The sequence below is a fragment of the Macrococcus hajekii genome (genome assembly GCF_004359505.1).
Lineage (GTDB): Bacteria > Bacillota > Bacilli > Staphylococcales > Staphylococcaceae > Macrococcus > Macrococcus hajekii.
On record NZ_SCWE01000001.1, the window covers coordinates 162,535 to 177,724 of the forward strand.

The 15,190-nt window shown below is 40.4% G+C and carries 17 protein-coding genes; 12 read left to right on the forward strand and 5 right to left on the reverse strand.

Annotated features, from left to right (window positions below; all coding sequences use genetic code 11):
* The first annotated feature begins 12 nt into the window (after window positions 1-12).
* The 8 genes from ERX37_RS00955 to ERX37_RS00990 all read left to right on the forward strand — a co-directional run bounded on the left by ERX37_RS00955 (window position 13) and on the right by ERX37_RS00990 (window position 7,665).
* The gene (locus tag ERX37_RS00955) at window positions 13-1,149 is read left to right on the forward strand and encodes a cysteine desulfurase family protein (protein ID WP_133428777.1); all 1,137 of its coding nucleotides are present in this window, start codon (window positions 13-15) and stop codon (window positions 1,147-1,149) included.
* Window positions 1,146-2,351 (forward strand): tRNA uracil 4-sulfurtransferase ThiI, encoded by a 1,206-nt coding sequence (thiI, locus tag ERX37_RS00960; RefSeq protein WP_133428778.1) that lies wholly within the window; start codon window positions 1,146-1,148, stop codon window positions 2,349-2,351. The genes ERX37_RS00955 and thiI overlap by 4 nt, the downstream gene beginning before the upstream one ends.
* Before the next feature lie 115 nt (window positions 2,352-2,466).
* Window positions 2,467-3,222 carry a TSUP family transporter gene (locus tag ERX37_RS00965; protein WP_133429644.1) on the forward strand — a complete coding sequence of 252 codons (756 nt, stop codon included), beginning with the start codon at window positions 2,467-2,469 and terminating at the stop codon, window positions 3,220-3,222.
* A gap of 75 nt (window positions 3,223-3,297) precedes the next feature.
* Window positions 3,298-4,305 (forward strand): signal peptide peptidase SppA, encoded by a 1,008-nt coding sequence (sppA, locus tag ERX37_RS00970; protein WP_373282937.1) that lies wholly within the window; start codon window positions 3,298-3,300, stop codon window positions 4,303-4,305.
* Between the two features lie 8 nt (window positions 4,306-4,313).
* On the forward strand, window positions 4,314-4,856 hold the full coding sequence (locus ERX37_RS00975) for an RDD family protein (protein ID WP_165981931.1): 543 nt from the start codon (window positions 4,314-4,316) through the stop codon (window positions 4,854-4,856).
* A gap of 51 nt (window positions 4,857-4,907) precedes the next feature.
* Window positions 4,908-5,405, forward strand: coding sequence for a thiol peroxidase (gene tpx / locus ERX37_RS00980; RefSeq protein WP_133428781.1), 498 nt, complete (start codon window positions 4,908-4,910; stop codon window positions 5,403-5,405).
* 49 nt (window positions 5,406-5,454) lie between these two features.
* Window positions 5,455-6,390, forward strand: a complete 936-nt coding sequence (locus ERX37_RS00985; protein WP_133428782.1) for a class I SAM-dependent methyltransferase — start codon at window positions 5,455-5,457, stop codon at window positions 6,388-6,390.
* A gap of 72 nt (window positions 6,391-6,462) precedes the next feature.
* On the forward strand, window positions 6,463-7,665 hold the full coding sequence (locus tag ERX37_RS00990) for an acetate kinase (RefSeq protein WP_133428783.1): 1,203 nt from the start codon (window positions 6,463-6,465) through the stop codon (window positions 7,663-7,665).
* A gap of 216 nt (window positions 7,666-7,881) precedes the next feature.
* On the opposite strand, the gene ERX37_RS11380 is transcribed toward ERX37_RS00990, so the two are convergent.
* The 3 genes from ERX37_RS11380 to ERX37_RS01000 all read right to left on the reverse strand — a co-directional run bounded on the left by ERX37_RS11380 (window position 7,882) and on the right by ERX37_RS01000 (window position 9,386).
* Window positions 7,882-8,055, reverse strand: a complete 174-nt coding sequence (locus tag ERX37_RS11380; RefSeq protein WP_165981932.1) for a hypothetical protein — start codon at window positions 8,053-8,055, stop codon at window positions 7,882-7,884.
* A gap of 94 nt (window positions 8,056-8,149) precedes the next feature.
* Complete coding sequence (locus ERX37_RS00995; RefSeq protein WP_133428784.1) at window positions 8,150-8,767, reverse strand: CadD family cadmium resistance transporter; 618 nt, start codon at window positions 8,765-8,767, stop codon at window positions 8,150-8,152.
* 121 nt (window positions 8,768-8,888) lie between these two features.
* Entirely contained in the window at window positions 8,889-9,386 is a 498-nt protein-coding gene (locus ERX37_RS01000; RefSeq protein WP_133428785.1) for a universal stress protein, read from the reverse strand.
* A gap of 130 nt (window positions 9,387-9,516) precedes the next feature.
* On the opposite strand from ERX37_RS01000, the gene ald reads away from it, so the two are divergent.
* The gene (gene ald / locus ERX37_RS01005; RefSeq protein ID WP_133428786.1) at window positions 9,517-10,635 is read left to right on the forward strand and encodes an alanine dehydrogenase; all 1,119 of its coding nucleotides are present in this window, start codon (window positions 9,517-9,519) and stop codon (window positions 10,633-10,635) included.
* 45 nt (window positions 10,636-10,680) lie between these two features.
* On the opposite strand, the gene ERX37_RS01010 is transcribed toward ald, so the two are convergent.
* On the reverse strand, window positions 10,681-11,739 hold the full coding sequence (locus ERX37_RS01010; protein WP_133428787.1) for a M24 family metallopeptidase: 1,059 nt from the start codon (window positions 11,737-11,739) through the stop codon (window positions 10,681-10,683).
* Between the two features lie 91 nt (window positions 11,740-11,830).
* On the opposite strand from ERX37_RS01010, the gene ERX37_RS01015 reads away from it, so the two are divergent.
* Window positions 11,831-12,514, forward strand: coding sequence for a metal-dependent hydrolase (locus tag ERX37_RS01015; RefSeq protein WP_133428788.1), 684 nt, complete (start codon window positions 11,831-11,833; stop codon window positions 12,512-12,514).
* A gap of 13 nt (window positions 12,515-12,527) precedes the next feature.
* Entirely contained in the window at window positions 12,528-13,820 is a 1,293-nt protein-coding gene (locus ERX37_RS01020; RefSeq protein WP_133428789.1) for a DRTGG domain-containing protein, read from the forward strand.
* 18 nt (window positions 13,821-13,838) lie between these two features.
* On the opposite strand, the gene ERX37_RS01025 is transcribed toward ERX37_RS01020, so the two are convergent.
* Window positions 13,839-14,189: a YtpI family protein gene (locus tag ERX37_RS01025; protein WP_133428790.1), complete on the reverse strand. Its 351-nt coding sequence runs from the start codon at window positions 14,187-14,189 to the stop codon at window positions 13,839-13,841.
* A gap of 53 nt (window positions 14,190-14,242) precedes the next feature.
* Here ERX37_RS01025 and ERX37_RS01030 point away from each other — a divergent pair, with 53 nt between their 5' ends.
* Window positions 14,243-15,184 carry a DHH family phosphoesterase gene (locus ERX37_RS01030; protein ID WP_133428791.1) on the forward strand — a complete coding sequence of 314 codons (942 nt, stop codon included), beginning with the start codon at window positions 14,243-14,245 and terminating at the stop codon, window positions 15,182-15,184.
* Window positions 15,185-15,190 lie beyond the last annotated feature (6 nt).

A 15,190-nucleotide genomic window follows, 5' to 3' on the forward strand; every position in this document is an offset into this window, starting at 1 on the left:
AGAGGTGACAAGATGATTTATTTTGATAATAGTGCAACAACAAAGCCGGATAAAGAAGTGCTTGAAACATTTGCCAAGGTGAACGAAAATTTTTATTTTAATCCCGCCAGTCCTCATGCTAAAGGTCTTGAAACAGAGAAATTGCTGACATCAGCCCGTGAACAAATTAAAAATTTACTGAAGCTTGAACAGCAATCCATCATTTTTACAAGTGGTGCCACTGAATCCAATAATCTTCTTCTGACAGGGATGGCACGTGCAAAAAAACAGTTTGGCCATACTATTATTACAACTAAACTGGAACATCCTTCTGTACTCGAAACTGTTCGTGCGCTGGAGGATGAAGGTTTTATCATTAAATATATGCGCTTTAAGGAAGATGGGACACTCGATCTGGAGCATTTCAGCTCTATGCTGACGTCAGATGTCATACTGGTTGCGATGATGCATGTTAATAATGTCATGGGTGCTATACTACCGGTCGCAGAGGTGGCAGAGCTGATTAAAGGTTATCCTAAGATTCATTTTCATGTGGATTGTGTACAATCATTTGGTAAGGTGCCTCTTCACCTGGAAGGGGTTCATAGTTTCTGTCTCAGTGGTCATAAATTTAATGGATTGAAGGGACAAGGGCTGCTGGTCTTCAGTCAGTTGAAGACGATTACGCATACAGTGTTCGGTGGCGGACAGGAATTCGGCTTTAGAAGCGGCACTGTGAATGTGGCCTCTAATGTCGCACTCAGTCGTGCAATCAGACTTACGCTTGAAGATTATGAAATGCAGCGTGCACGTCTCTATCAGATGAAAGAGGAGATTGAACGATACGTGAAGCAGTTTCCGGGTATTCGTCTGAACTCTCAGCACAATGGTGCGCCGCATATTGTTAATCTATCGTTTGTCGGCGTCAAAGGAGAGGTTATTGTCAATGCTTTCTCCCGGCGTGATATCATGGTATCAACGACAAGTGCCTGTTCATCAAAACGTGCAAAACTAAATGAGACATTGACAGCACTGCATGTACCAGATCAGGCGATTACTGGCAGTATTAGAATCTCACTATCAAAAAATAACACAGCAGAAGAAGTACATCGTTTCAACGAAGTGTTCAGAGAGATATATCAGGAAGTAGAGGAGTTACTGGAAAAATGAGATATGACCAATTATTAGTTAGATACGGTGAGTTAACACTGAAGAGTGGCAATCGTAATACATTTATCAATCAGTTAAAAGGAAATGTGAAGCATGCACTTATACCGCTTACAGGTTATGAAGTACATGCTAATCGTGATCGTATGTACATCCATCTTGATGAACAGATTGATGTGGAAGAAGTCATCAGACGTGTATCAAAAGTATTCGGCGTACATTCTGTAAGTCCGGTCATGCGAGTGGACAAAGAACTGGAAACAGTAAAAGAAGCCGCTATTAAAGTAGCCGCTGATATAGATGAAGAAGGCAAGACATTTAAAATAGATGTAAAACGATCAGATAAGAGCTATCCAATGGAAACATTTGAGCTACAGCAGGTTTTAGGTGGTGCGGTGCTCAGTCAGGCTGAACATCTGACCGTTAATGTAAAGCAACCTGACTACAAGCTGCAAGTTGAAATCAGAAGAGATGCTGCCTACCTTTACTCACGCGTTATCAAAGGTGCAGGCGGCTTGCCAGTCGGTACTGGGGGTAAAACACTGCTGATGCTTTCTGGTGGTATTGATTCTCCTGTTGCCGGTATAGAAGTGATGCGCAGAGGCGTGACGATTGAAGCGATTCATTTTCACTCTCCGCCATTTACAAGTGATGAAGCAAAACAAAAAGTAATTGACCTGACACACATCATGGCAGAGACTGCCGGAGAAATTAAACTGCACCTTGTACCGTTCACTGAAATTCAGAAGACGATTCATAAGGTAGTTCCTGAAAATATGACGATGACTTCAACACGCCGATTAATGCTTAGAATCGCAGAGCAGCTGGCTGAGCGTATTGGTGCGCAGGCAATTGTAAACGGTGAAAACCTGGGACAAGTGGCTAGTCAGACACTCGGCAGCATGCATGCGATTAATGCCGTGACATCCATGCCGATCCTTCGTCCGCTTCTCACTCTGGATAAGGATGATATCATTCTGAAAGCAAAAGAAATCGGGACGTTTGAAACGTCTATTAAGCCATTTGAAGATTGCTGTACTATTTTCACACCGAAGAATCCGAAGACGAATCCAAAGCTTGAAAAAGTTGAAAAATTCGAAAGTAAATTTAATTTTGATGCACTGATTGAAGAAGTCATTGAACATACTGAAGTGATGACCATCTCAAAAGTACGTGAGACAGCAGATTTCAGTGATCTATTATAATAAGTGAAGTGGAGCAGCTCCGCTTCACTTTTTTGTTATAGCGCTGAAATGCAATAGACAGTGCCCTGTTCTTTCACTATAGTGGAATAAAGGGGGTCATTTCTTGGATATTCAAATGCTAATAATGATTGTTTTTTTCGGATTTTTAGCTGCATTTATTGATGCAGTAGTAGGAGGGGGTGGTCTGATTTCGACACCTGCATTACTTGCAACAGGTATGCCGCCTGCCATTGCACTAGGGACAAATAAGCTGGCGAGTTCATTCGGTTCACTGACTTCAATGATATCATTCATTCGTTCCGGCAAGGTAGACTTCAATGTAGTCGGTAAACTTTTCCCGCTTTCATTTATCGCTTCTATTCTAGGCGCATTAACAGCGACAGTGTTGCCACCAGCATTGCTTAAACCTATTATCATTATCATGTTATCAGTCGTTCTGATTTATACACTCATAAAAAAGGACTGGGGGACAATTACGACCTACAAAAAATTATCACCTGTCAGAATGTTTTTCTTTTGTCTCATTCTTGTATTGATAGGGTTTTATGATGGATTTATAGGGGGAGGTACAGGCAGCTTTCTATTATTTGCGCTCCTATTCGTCGGCTTTGATTTTTTAAGAGCTGCCGGCAATGCTAAATTTCTTAACTTCGCTTCTAATGTGGGGGCCTTACTGCTCTTTATGTACATGGGAAAAGTGGATTATATGGTCGGCCTTGTGATGGGTGCTGCCATGATATTAGGAAGTTATGCAGGCAGTCAGTTTGCCCTTAAAAAAGGTGTTTCATACGTAAAACTGTTATTTGTCACGGTCACTATATTATTGATCGGTAAAAATGCCTATGATTATATCGTCACTCATTTGATGTAAATCATAGTTATCAGTCTTCATTCATGATTATTTCTGGTATATTATAAGAGAATACTAAATGTTGGAAAGGGAGATATGATGAATAAACGGATTATCGCTTTATTGGTTGCAGCTTCACTGCTTATTTTATCAGTGGCTACTTCATTATTTACGACAGATTTTACTGACAGCTTTACAAAAGAGCTGGAAGGACAGCTTGATACAGGCACACTCGATGAAAAATCAATCGAAGGTACTGATATGTCGAATCGAATTGCACGCGTTGAAGTGGACGGTGTTATTCAGGATACGGGGAGTCCGTCTGTATTTGCACAGGAAACTTATAATCATGAGAGCATGATGCAGCAGCTTGAGCAGATTAAAGAGGACAAATCAATTAAAGGTGTCTTAATGGTTGTTAACTCTCCAGGCGGTGGTGTCTATGAGAGTGCAGAAATCTACGATAAAATTAATGAGATTAAAAAATCCGGTAAAAAAGTCTATGTCACTATGAAAAACATGGCAGCATCAGGTGGTTATTATATTTCAGCGCCTGCAGATAAAATCTTTGCCTCAAGAGAGACATTGACAGGTTCACTCGGTGTCATTATGCAATCAATGAACTACAAAGAGCTTGCTGATAAATATGGTGTTAAATTCAATACAATTAAAAGCGGGGCACATAAAGACATTATGAGTCCGACAAAAGAAATGGATGCTGAGGAAAGAAAAATTCTGCAGTCACTGGTCGATGAAAGTTACGATCAATTTGTCAAAGTTATTTCTGATGGCCGTCATATATCACAGCAAGAAGTCAAAAAACTTGCAGATGGTCGTGTTTATTCAGGCCTGCAGGCTCAGAAAAATGGGCTTGTCGATGAAATCGGATTAGAAGAAGATGCTTTAAAAGCATTGAAAAAAGATATTAAATCAAATGATGCAGAAGTGATTGAATTTGCACCAACTGATTCAATTTTTGGTGAAAATCCTTTTGCAGCACAATCATTCGTTAAGAAGATGATGGGTAATGACGATCTTGCAGCAATCAAGGAACTGATGTCTAAACGTCAAGGTACGACACCCATGTATCTTTACGGAGAGTAGGTGCTATGATGAATGAAAAGGTAATCTACCCCTCTTCGTCAGTTGAAGGTTATGAAAGAGATATCGTCAACAGCACACATGCGGGTTTTGGTGTCCGTCTGGTTGCTTACTTAGTGGACGGTATCGTAATCGGCAGTCTTAAAGGCATTATTCTTAATCCACTGGCTAAGCTATCTGACTGGGATCTTAGTGCCTACTATCTGGCGCCCATTTTCAGTATCGCTAACATTACTACTGCACTGATTTACTTTTTGTACTTCATTATGATGACTTGGTTTTTCCGTGCCACACTCGGTAAAATGCTGATGGGTCTAAAAGTCGTTTCGACAAGTGGCAGACATCTGACATTTTTACAGGTCTTTACACGTGAATGGCCGGGGCGATATATTAGTGGATTTTTAGGAAACCTGTTATACCTTGTTGTTCTCTTTAACCCGGCAAAACAAGGTATACATGATATGCTCAGTGATACAGTGGTCATTCATGAACGTCAGGAACGACTGCGTGACCGTCTGACAGCTCCAGTGATGAAACAAAATAGTTCGTTTTAAAGCTGATTCATGATAAATTAGAGAAGAACTAAACATGAGGAGGAATTTTCAATGACACAAGTTACATTTAAGAATTCACCTGTCACTTTACTTGGTGAACAAGTTAAAGAAGGCACAGTTGCACCAGATTTTTCAGTACTGGCAAATGATTTAAGTGTTCGCACATTAGCTGATTTTGAAGGTAAGAAGAAATTAATCAGTGTAGTACCTTCTGTTGATACTGGCGTTTGCAGCCAGCAGACACGTCGCTTTAATGAACAGGCATCAGATGTTGAAAATGCAGTAGTAATTACAATTTCATGTGACCTGCCGTTCGCACAAGCTAAATGGTGTGCAGCTAATGGACTGGAAAACGTTGTGACATTAAGTGACCATAAAGACTTATCATTCGGTACAAGCTACGGTGTTGTAATGGAAGAATTGAGATTGCTCGCTCGTTCAGTATTCGTTCTGGATGATAGTAATAAAGTAGTCTATACGGAAATCGTGTCTGAAGGGACAGATCATCCGGATTATGATAAAGCTGTAGAAGCTTTAAAATCAATTTAACAAACTGACTGCCCTTTTAAGGGGCAGTTTTTATTTGAAAGGAAACTGTATGGAAACGATGATTGAAACATTATTTAAAACTATAGATGAAAAGGCAAAAATATTGCAGCAGGAGAATGGACACAGTTTTATAGAGAACCTAGGTCTCAGTCTTGAAGACATTTATATGAATCAGCGTGATTTACTTGAGAGAAGCACACTGACAGACAGAAGAAAAGCATTTCAGTTTGCTTATCTCAGTATGCTGAAAGAAGAAATGATTCAGCCGAATCATCAGATTACACCTGATAGTATCGGCTATTTTGTCAGCTATATGCTAAAGGCCTTTACAGCAGAGCAGGAAGAGATAACCATTCTGGATATTGCAAGTGGGACAGGGCATCTCACTGCAACGATTAATGAACAGAATCCTGAGAAGGCATTCCACCATCAGCTGGTAGAAGTGGATCCTGTACTCGCACGTGTCAGCGTACATCTCGCTAATTTTCTGGAAGTTCCTTTTGATATTTTCCCGCAAGATGCTCTTATGCCGCTTGCGATGGAAAAAGTGGATGCTGTTGTGGGCGACTTACCAGTAGGTTATTATCCTGTGGATGAACGCAGCCGTGAAATGAAGCTCGGCTTTAAAGAGGGTCATAGTTTTTCACATCATTTGATGATTGAACAGAGCATTGATATTCTAAAAGCAGGTGGATTCGCATTTCTTGTTGTACCGAGTCAATTGTTTGAACAGGAAGTAGGACAGCTTCAGCAATTCATTGCTACAGAGACGTATATGCAGGCCTTTCTGAATCTGCCGAAAAATCTATTCAAAACAGAATCCGCGCAGAAATCAATTTTAATTCTGCAGAAAAAACCAGAGGAGAAAGTGACGCCAGTAGAAGTACTCCTTGCTAATATACCGGACTTCAAAGACAGTAGCGCAATGAAGAAATTCCTCGATGACTTCAATGAATGGTTTGAAATAAACAGAAAAAATAAATAACTGTTATAATCATTGATTAATTGCTGTAATAATGGTTAAATAACTATGTATAACATACCTAGGAGGATACTTATGAAAAAGATTATGGCGATTAATGCCGGAAGCTCTTCTTTGAAATTTCAGCTGTTTGAAATGCCAGAAGAAAAAGTTTTAACTAAAGGTTTAGTAGAAAGAATCGGAATGAAAGATTCTATCTTCACTATTTCAGTGAACGGCGAAAAAGTGACACAAACTTTAGACATTAAAGATCACGAACAAGCGGTTAACATGATGCTTGATGAAATGAAAAAACATGGCATCATCAACGATATCAATGACCTTGATGGAACAGGTCACCGTGTTGTACAAGGTGGGGACTTATTCCCGACATCAGCACTTGTAACTGATGAAGTTGAAAAACAGATCGAAGAATTAATCGAACTTGCGCCACTTCATAATGGTCCAAACTTAATGGGTATTCAAGCATTCCGTAAAATGTTACCGAATATCCCACACGTTGCTGTATTCGATACTTCTTTCCATTCAACTATGCCTGAATCAGCATTCCTTTACAGCACACCTTATGAATACTATACAGATTACGGTATCCGTAAATACGGTGCGCACGGTACAAGCCATAAGTACGTATCACAACGTGCTGCTGAATTAATGGAACGTCCAGCTGAAGAACTTAAAATCATCACATGCCATATCGGTAACGGTGCTTCAATCACAGCTGTTGACGGTGGAAAATCTGTTGATACATCAATGGGCTTCACACCACTTGCAGGTGTAACAATGGGTACACGTACAGGTGACATTGATGCAGCGGTTATTCCATTCGCAATGGAGAAAACAGGTAAATCTGCTGAAGAAATCGTGATGAACGTCTTCAATAAACAATCAGGTATTTTAGGTATCACTGGTCTTTCAAGTGACCTTCGTGATGTTGAAGAAGCAGCTGAAGCAGGTAACGAACGCGCTCAACTTGCACTTGATATTTATGTGGACCGTATCCAGAAATATATCGGTCAATATACAGCAGTCCTTAAAGGATTAGATGCAATCGTCTTCACTGCAGGTGTAGGTGAGAACTCTGATGTTACACGTGCTCAAGTACTTGATAACTTCAAATACTTAGGTGTTGAATATGATCCATCATTAAACGACGGATTACGTGGTAAAGAAGCATTTATCAACACTGAGGACTCTAAAGTAAAAGTTATCGTTATTCCAACTGAAGAAGAAGTCATGATCGCTCGTGACACAATGGAATTCGGTAATATCGAAGCATAATAACTATATTTATTTCAGACACAACTTTTTGAATTTATTCATAAGGTTGTGTCTTTTTTTATGGAAACTTAACTTGTGTAAATGAAGACAAAATAAAAAGCTGATCCACATGGACCAGCTTACTTTTTATTAGAGTTTTTAAAATAGAGAAGTGTCATCGTAATTGAATAAATGAACAGAAAGAGAGTGATAAGCATTTGCATAGATTAATCTCCTTTAGTTATTTTTTTTAATGGTGCCATTATTTTCTTTAATTAATTTTTCCAGCACTTTATCAGCTCGTCCTACAAAGGCTAATTTTTCAGGGAAATCTAATTCAATCGTGATTCTGTCACCTGCTTTAACTGTTTCATTTGAATCGGAATAATTGAATTCTTTTTCAAACGTCATGAGTTCCCTCCCATTATCTTATTTAACTTAATATTACCATAAATAGAAGCTGAACCCTGTTATGCTGTTTTTTCGTTCCAGACCTTAAACTTTACTATTGAAATAAAGTGAGTAAAGTGGGGATGGTATTATTTTCGATGATGATATATAAACCAAGGCCGATGTAGATGATGGCCATAATCCAGCGGCTATATTTCTCTATTAAACTGCCGATGCCTTTGATATTGGCTATTTTTTGAGCGGTCCATACTAAAATAAAGATCATGATAAGGAAGACGAGAAGTGTCAGAAGTAACTGACTGCTGTTTAGACCTACAAAGTAAGGGACGAATAAACCGATATTGTCAGCACCGCAGCTGGCTATTGTGACGAGTGCAACTGTGCCTACGAGTTTAGAGAGTCCTTTTTTATTTAGTTCTTCTTTTGCTCTTCTTTCTCCAGCACAATCATCATATAAAGCGACTTTAATACCGAAGTATAGAGGAATTAGTCCTAATAAGCCTAGAATCCATTTCTCAGGTACGTAGTTAAGGACGTATGCAAAAAATAGACTGGCAATAATTAAAGTGCCTGATCCTATATATTGTCCGATATAAATATCTCTATATTCTTTTCTTGTCGTTGCTCGTGCAAAGAAAATAAGTAAAATGACTAATAAATCCAGCGCAGTGGCTGTATATAAAATAATAGCTGTAATAATTGTCTGTAACATAATACACCTCATTCAAAAATAGTTTGAATAGAGTGTATAGCAATAGTCTGTTTTTGTAAATGAAAGGGAAAGGATGGAGATAAAAAAGAGAGATCAGCTCGGGCTGATCTCTTGTCTGGTTTTACTGATGCGCCTGTTTAAATTCTTCTGTTGCGATTTCAGGCTGGAAGTTCTCAGGCAATGTTTCTGTACGCACAACGAGGACGTCACATTCTGCATGACGAACAATCGCTTCAGAGACAGAACCAATGATGAAGCGTTCTACTGCATTAAGTCCAGTAGAACCACACATGATCAGATCGACTTCCAGTTTATTTGCTAGTTTTTTCGGGATGATTGTTTTAGGTGAACCATATTCCGTGAAAATCTCAACGTGACCGACACCACGGCTTAACGCAGCTTCTTTATAGCCTTCCAGCAGTTTACTGCTGTAGTGAGCTGCACGTTCAGAGATTGAACGGTCATACGCTTCAACACTTGCATAGCTTCTTGTATCGATGACATTGACAATTGAGAGTGTTGCATCATTACGTTTTGCAACTTCTACTGCCTTATTAAAAGCCCATTCTGCTTCACTTGAACCATCGACAGCAATCAGTATATTTTTATAAAACAACATATGAATCCCTCCTGATAATCTTAATTACACCTTTATTATAGCATGACTTTTAATGATAAACAGAAAATGTTTACGTTTTCATTTTAAAGTGTTAGAATGATATCGACAATTCAAATAGGAGGGTTTAATTATGATTATTGGTGTACCTAAAGAGATTAAAAATAACGAAAACCGGGTTGCTTTAACTCCCGCTGGCGTTTATTCATTAGTAGAGTTCGGTCATGAAGTATTGATTGAAACACAGGCGGGTATGGGTTCATACTTTACAGATGAAGATTATACTGAAGCAGGTGGCCGTATTGTCTCTGTTGAAGAAGCATGGAAAGCTGAAATGGTTATGAAGGTTAAAGAACCTCTTGCTTCTGAGTACCAGTATTTCAGAGAAGGACTGATTCTCTTCACATATCTTCACTTAGCACCAGAACCTGAACTGACAAAAGCATTACTTGATAACAAAGTAGTAGGTATTGCATATGAAACAGTTCAAGCAGAAAATGGTTCACTGCCATTACTTTCTCCAATGAGTGAAGTAGCCGGTCGTATGGCGACTCAAATCGGTGCTCAGTACTTACAACGTACAGGCGGCGGTAAAGGCATCTTACTTGCTGGTGTTCCAGGCGTTGAAAAAGGTAAAGTAACAATTATCGGTGGTGGACAAGCCGGAACAAACGCAGCAAAAATGGCAGTAGGTCTTGGTGCTGACGTGACCATTCTTGACTTAAATCCTGCTCGACTTGCACAGCTTGATGATTTATTCGGCAGCAAAGTTCAAACATTGATGTCTACACCATTCAACATTGCTGAAAGTGTTAAAAACAGCGATTTAGTAATCGGTGCAGTTCTGATTCCTGGTGCAAAAGCGCCTAAACTTGTAACTGAAGAAATGATTAAATCAATGAACCCGGGTTCAGTTGTAATTGATATTGCAATTGACCAAGGTGGTATTTTTGAAACAACTGATCGTATTACAACACATGATGATCCAACTTACATTAAACATGATGTTGTTCATTATGCAGTTGCGAATATGCCAGGTGCCGTTCCACGTACTTCAACAATGGCGCTTAACAATGCAACAATTCCATATGCACTTCAGATTGCAAATAGTGGCTATGCTGAAGCCATCAAGAAAAACAAAGCGCTTTATAAAGGTGTTAATACATTAAATGGTCATGTAACATTCAAAGCAGTAGCTGACGATCAAGGTTTAGAATTTAAAGAAGTCAATGATTTATTAGCTGAACTGTAAGAAAAGAAAACAGAGAATCCAATCGGATTCTCTGTTTTTTTGTCTTTATTTTACGTAATGTGTAAGCACTTCATAGCCATCAGCTGTAACGAGAATATCATCCTCAACGCGGACACCGACTTCACCGTTCACATAAATACCAGGTTCAATCGTGAAGACCATCCCTTCTTTTAGCGTATCTTCATTTGAGGAAGAGATGTCCGGGAATTCGTGGACACTGATACCGAGACCATGTCCGAGGCGGTGTGGAAACTCTTCACCGTATCCTGCTTCAGTAATGTAATCGCGAGCTGCTGCATCAATATCTGATATTTTAGCGCCTGGTTTGACGAGGGCAGTGGCACGGCGATTTGCTTCTGTGACGATTGCATGAACTTGGTCATGACGTTCTTGAGTTTCACCGAATGCTACAGTACGAGTGATGTCAGAGCAGTACCCTTTGAAGACGACTCCCAGATCGAAGAGGACATATTCGCCTTGTTTAAGAGTGCGGTTACCTGGTGTACCGTGAGGATTCGCTGCATTATCCCCGAAGAGCACCATCGTATCGAAACTCATGGCGGTAATACCGTCGATGCTGAGCATTTTATTTTCAATGATACGGATGACTTCTGTTTCACTGATCCCTTCTTTTAAGCTGTCGACGCCGATTTTTACTGCATCATCTGCAAATTTAGCTGCTTGTTTTAAAATAGTAATTTCATCGGCTGTTTTAATATTTCGCATTTCTTTCACCGTCTGATCGATAGCGGTCGTCTTCTGAACATCGAAGTATTCTTCCAGTTGTGTCAGTCGTGCCACTGTCAGATGTTCACTTTCGATACCGATAGACTGCAGGTTGAATGATTTAATTAAATACGGGTTCTCAGTGTCAAGATAACCGATAATTTCACCGCTGAACGCTTGTTCGGCAGCTGCCACTTCCATTTTAGGTACAAAAAGTGTGAGCGCGCCTGGCATTACGAGTAAAGCCAGCAGTCTTTCGTGAGGATCGGATAGAAAGCCTGTGAGATAGTAGATATTCTCCGGATTTGAAATCCAGATACCATCCAGCTGTTCTGCTGTAAGAACTTCTCTTAAAGTCTGTAGTTTTTCATGATTCATTTTTATACTCACTCCTTCATATCTCCAATCATATCAAAAGACTGCCTATTGAGGTATAATAATGATATACGATAAGAAGGAGTGAAGAGAGATGGATGTTAGATTTCACGGGCAATCTTGTATTTCTTTTGAGGCTAATGGTAAGAAGGTCATTGTAGATCCTTTTATTACAGGAAATCCATTATCAGATCTGTCAGTTGAGCAGGTAGAAGCAGATTTTATCGTGCTGACACATGGTCACGGTGATCATTTAGGTGATACAGTCGCTATTGCTAAACGCACAGGTGCAACAGTCATTGCTCTGCCTGAAACACTTGATTATTTGTCAACTAAAGGTGTCGAAACAGGTCATCCGATGAACATCGGCGGGAATCGTCAGTTTGATTTTGGACAGGTCAAATTTGTACAGGCCTTCCATAGTAATTCCTTTACTGAAGAAAGTGGGCGCATCATTTATCTCGGTATGCCTTGTGGCCTGATCTTCACGATTGATGGTAAGGTCATCTATCATACAGGAGATACAGGCTTGTTTTCAGATATGAAGCTGATTGCTGAGCGTCATCCTGTGGACCTTTGCTTCATTCCGATCGGTGACAACTTCACGATGGGTATTGATGATGCGAGCTATGCAGTCAATACATTCATCAAACCGAGCGTCACAGTGCCGGTTCATTATAATACATTCGATCTTATTAAACAGGATCCAGAAGAATTTAAAAGTAAAGTGGATGGACGGGTCGAAATTATTAAGCCGGGAGAGGCCATCACACTATAATTGAGGTGTCAGCATGACGAAACATGAGCAAATTATCAACCATATAGAAAGTCTGAAAGTAGGCAGTAAAATTTCTGTCAGACAGATAGCTAAAGATCTATCTGTTTCAGAAGGAACAGCTTACCGGGCGATTAAGGATGCGGAGAATCGAGGCATCGTTTCGACGATGGAACGTATTGGAACCATCCGTATCGAGAAAAAAACACGAGAAGCAATAGAAAATCTGACCTTTGCTGAAATCGTTAAAATTATTGATGGACAAGTTATTGGAGGACGCACGGGCCTTCATAAATCATTGTCACGATTTGCAATCGGAGCGATGGAGAAAGAAGATGTTATTAAATATCTGGGTGAGAACACACTGCTGATAGTGGGTAACAGAGAAGGCATTCAGCAGCTGGCGCTTGAAAGAGGCAGCGCAGTGCTGGTTACAGGTGGTTTTGTTGTCAGTGACTCCATCAGACAGCTGGCCGATGAAAAAGGGCTGCCGATACTGTCGACGAGTCATGATACATTCGCGGTTGCGAATATTATCAACCGCGCCCTGTATGACCAGCTGATTAAACAGGAAGTGCTGACTGTGGCTGAGATTCTGATTCCATCAGATGATACGAGCGTACTCTATGAAAATGATACAGTGCGTGACTGGAAATCATTATCTCAGAGCTCAGGTCATACGCGTTTCCCTGTCCTGGATGATCAGAAGCGAGTATATGGCATCATGACTAATAAGGACATCATCAATCAGGAAAACAGCACTAAAATCAAGAAAGTCATGACAAAAAATCCGATAACCGTCAATATTACGTCAACCATAGCGACATGTGCCCATGTCATGATATGGGAAGGCATCGAACTGCTGCCGGTCGTCAATAAAAATCATCGTCTGATCGGTATTGTAACGCGTGAAGATGTGCTTCGTGCCATGCAGTCGATTGAAAGACAGCCTCAGATTGGTCACACTTTAAATGATCAAGTACTGAAACAGATGCGCTTTGATGATGAGATTACAATTCGTGTTACACCCCAGATGTCCAATCAGCTCGGCACGATGAGTAAGTCTGTCTTTATCGCCGTCATAGAGGAAGCGACGAAGCATCTTCTGAAGCGGGAGCGTCGGGGTGAAGCATTGATTGAAAGTCTGAATATCTACTTCCTGAAGACAGTCCCAATTGATTCAGTACTGACTATTTCATTTGAAATGCTGGACTTAGGCCGTAAGTTTGCCAAAATGGAAGTAACGATTCGATCGGAACAGGAAATTGTCTCAAAGGCAATGCTGATGTGTCAGCTCATAGAATCATAAAAAAAAGAAAAGAAAGCATTATGCTTTCTTTTCTTTCTCAAGTTCTGCCCATGCACGGTCCTCTTCTTCGAAATATTGTTCGAAATAACGTGTTGCCTGGACACCATAGCTGATGTTTGCGACAGCGAAGACGATGAGTACTGCACAGATAAGATAGGCAACGAGTGTTGTGAAGAGCAGCACCTGGTTGAATGCGAATGCGAGGAGGAAGATGCCGAACATCATTCTGCCGCGTGCCCGGTGCCATGCTTTACGCACTTCACGATTCGTTCTGAAGTAACGTGCAATCTGGTAGAGAGTCAGTACGAGTGAGAAAATCATGACTGCTACGGTCAGAGACACGATATAGGGTAATATAGTATTCCACATAATGAATAACCTCCATCTGCATTATAGCAGAGGAACTGCAAAAAGGAGAAACTATGAATAAAAATAGCATTAAACTATTACAAAACTGGCTTAATAATTATGAAACCATCATCTTACACCGTCATGTCAGGCCGGATCCAGATGCACTTGGTTCTCAGCTCGCCTTTAAGACATTACTTAAGAAAATGTATCCGAACAAGAAAGTACTGGCTGCCGGAGAAATGGTCGACAACCTTGCCTTTATAGGTGCAATGGATGACATTGAAGATGCAGATTATGAAAATGCACTCGTTGTGGTACTGGACACTGCCAATGGACCACGCATTGACGATCAGCGTTATAGTATGGGTGATAAGATAGTTAAAATTGATCACCATCCACCTGTTGATCAGTACGGCGATATTAATATTGTAGAGACGCAGTCATCCTCAACGAGTGAAATGATTGCGGAACTGATTATTGATTTTGGATATGGGCAGGATTACTTGAACAATGATATCGCAAAGTGTCTGTATATCGGCATTGTCGGCGATACAGGGCGTTTTCTCTTCAATAATACAAGTGTTCGGACGATGGAGATTGCAGGTCTTCTGCGCGAATATGATTTTGACCATACCGCGATGATTAATCAGATGCAGCAACGGTCCCTTAAAAGCATCCATTTTCAAGGCTATGTCCTGCAGAACTTCAACTATGAAGATCATGTCGGCTCTATTTTCATTACATTAGAAACGCTTGCTCAGTTCGATATCAGTGCAAATGATGCTTCACTTTTCGTCAATAGTATGAGTGATGTCGAAGGAATACAGGCATGGGTTTTTGCAGTGGACGAAGGCGACCAGATTCGTGCCCGTATTCGCAGTAAACGTGTCTCTATCAATGAGCTCGCAGCTCGTTACAACGGCGGCGGACATCCGATGGCCAGTGGTGCAACGGTCTATTCAGAACAGGAACTGAATCAGCTGATTGCAGAGTTGAAATCGATTGTAAATTAATGAGGT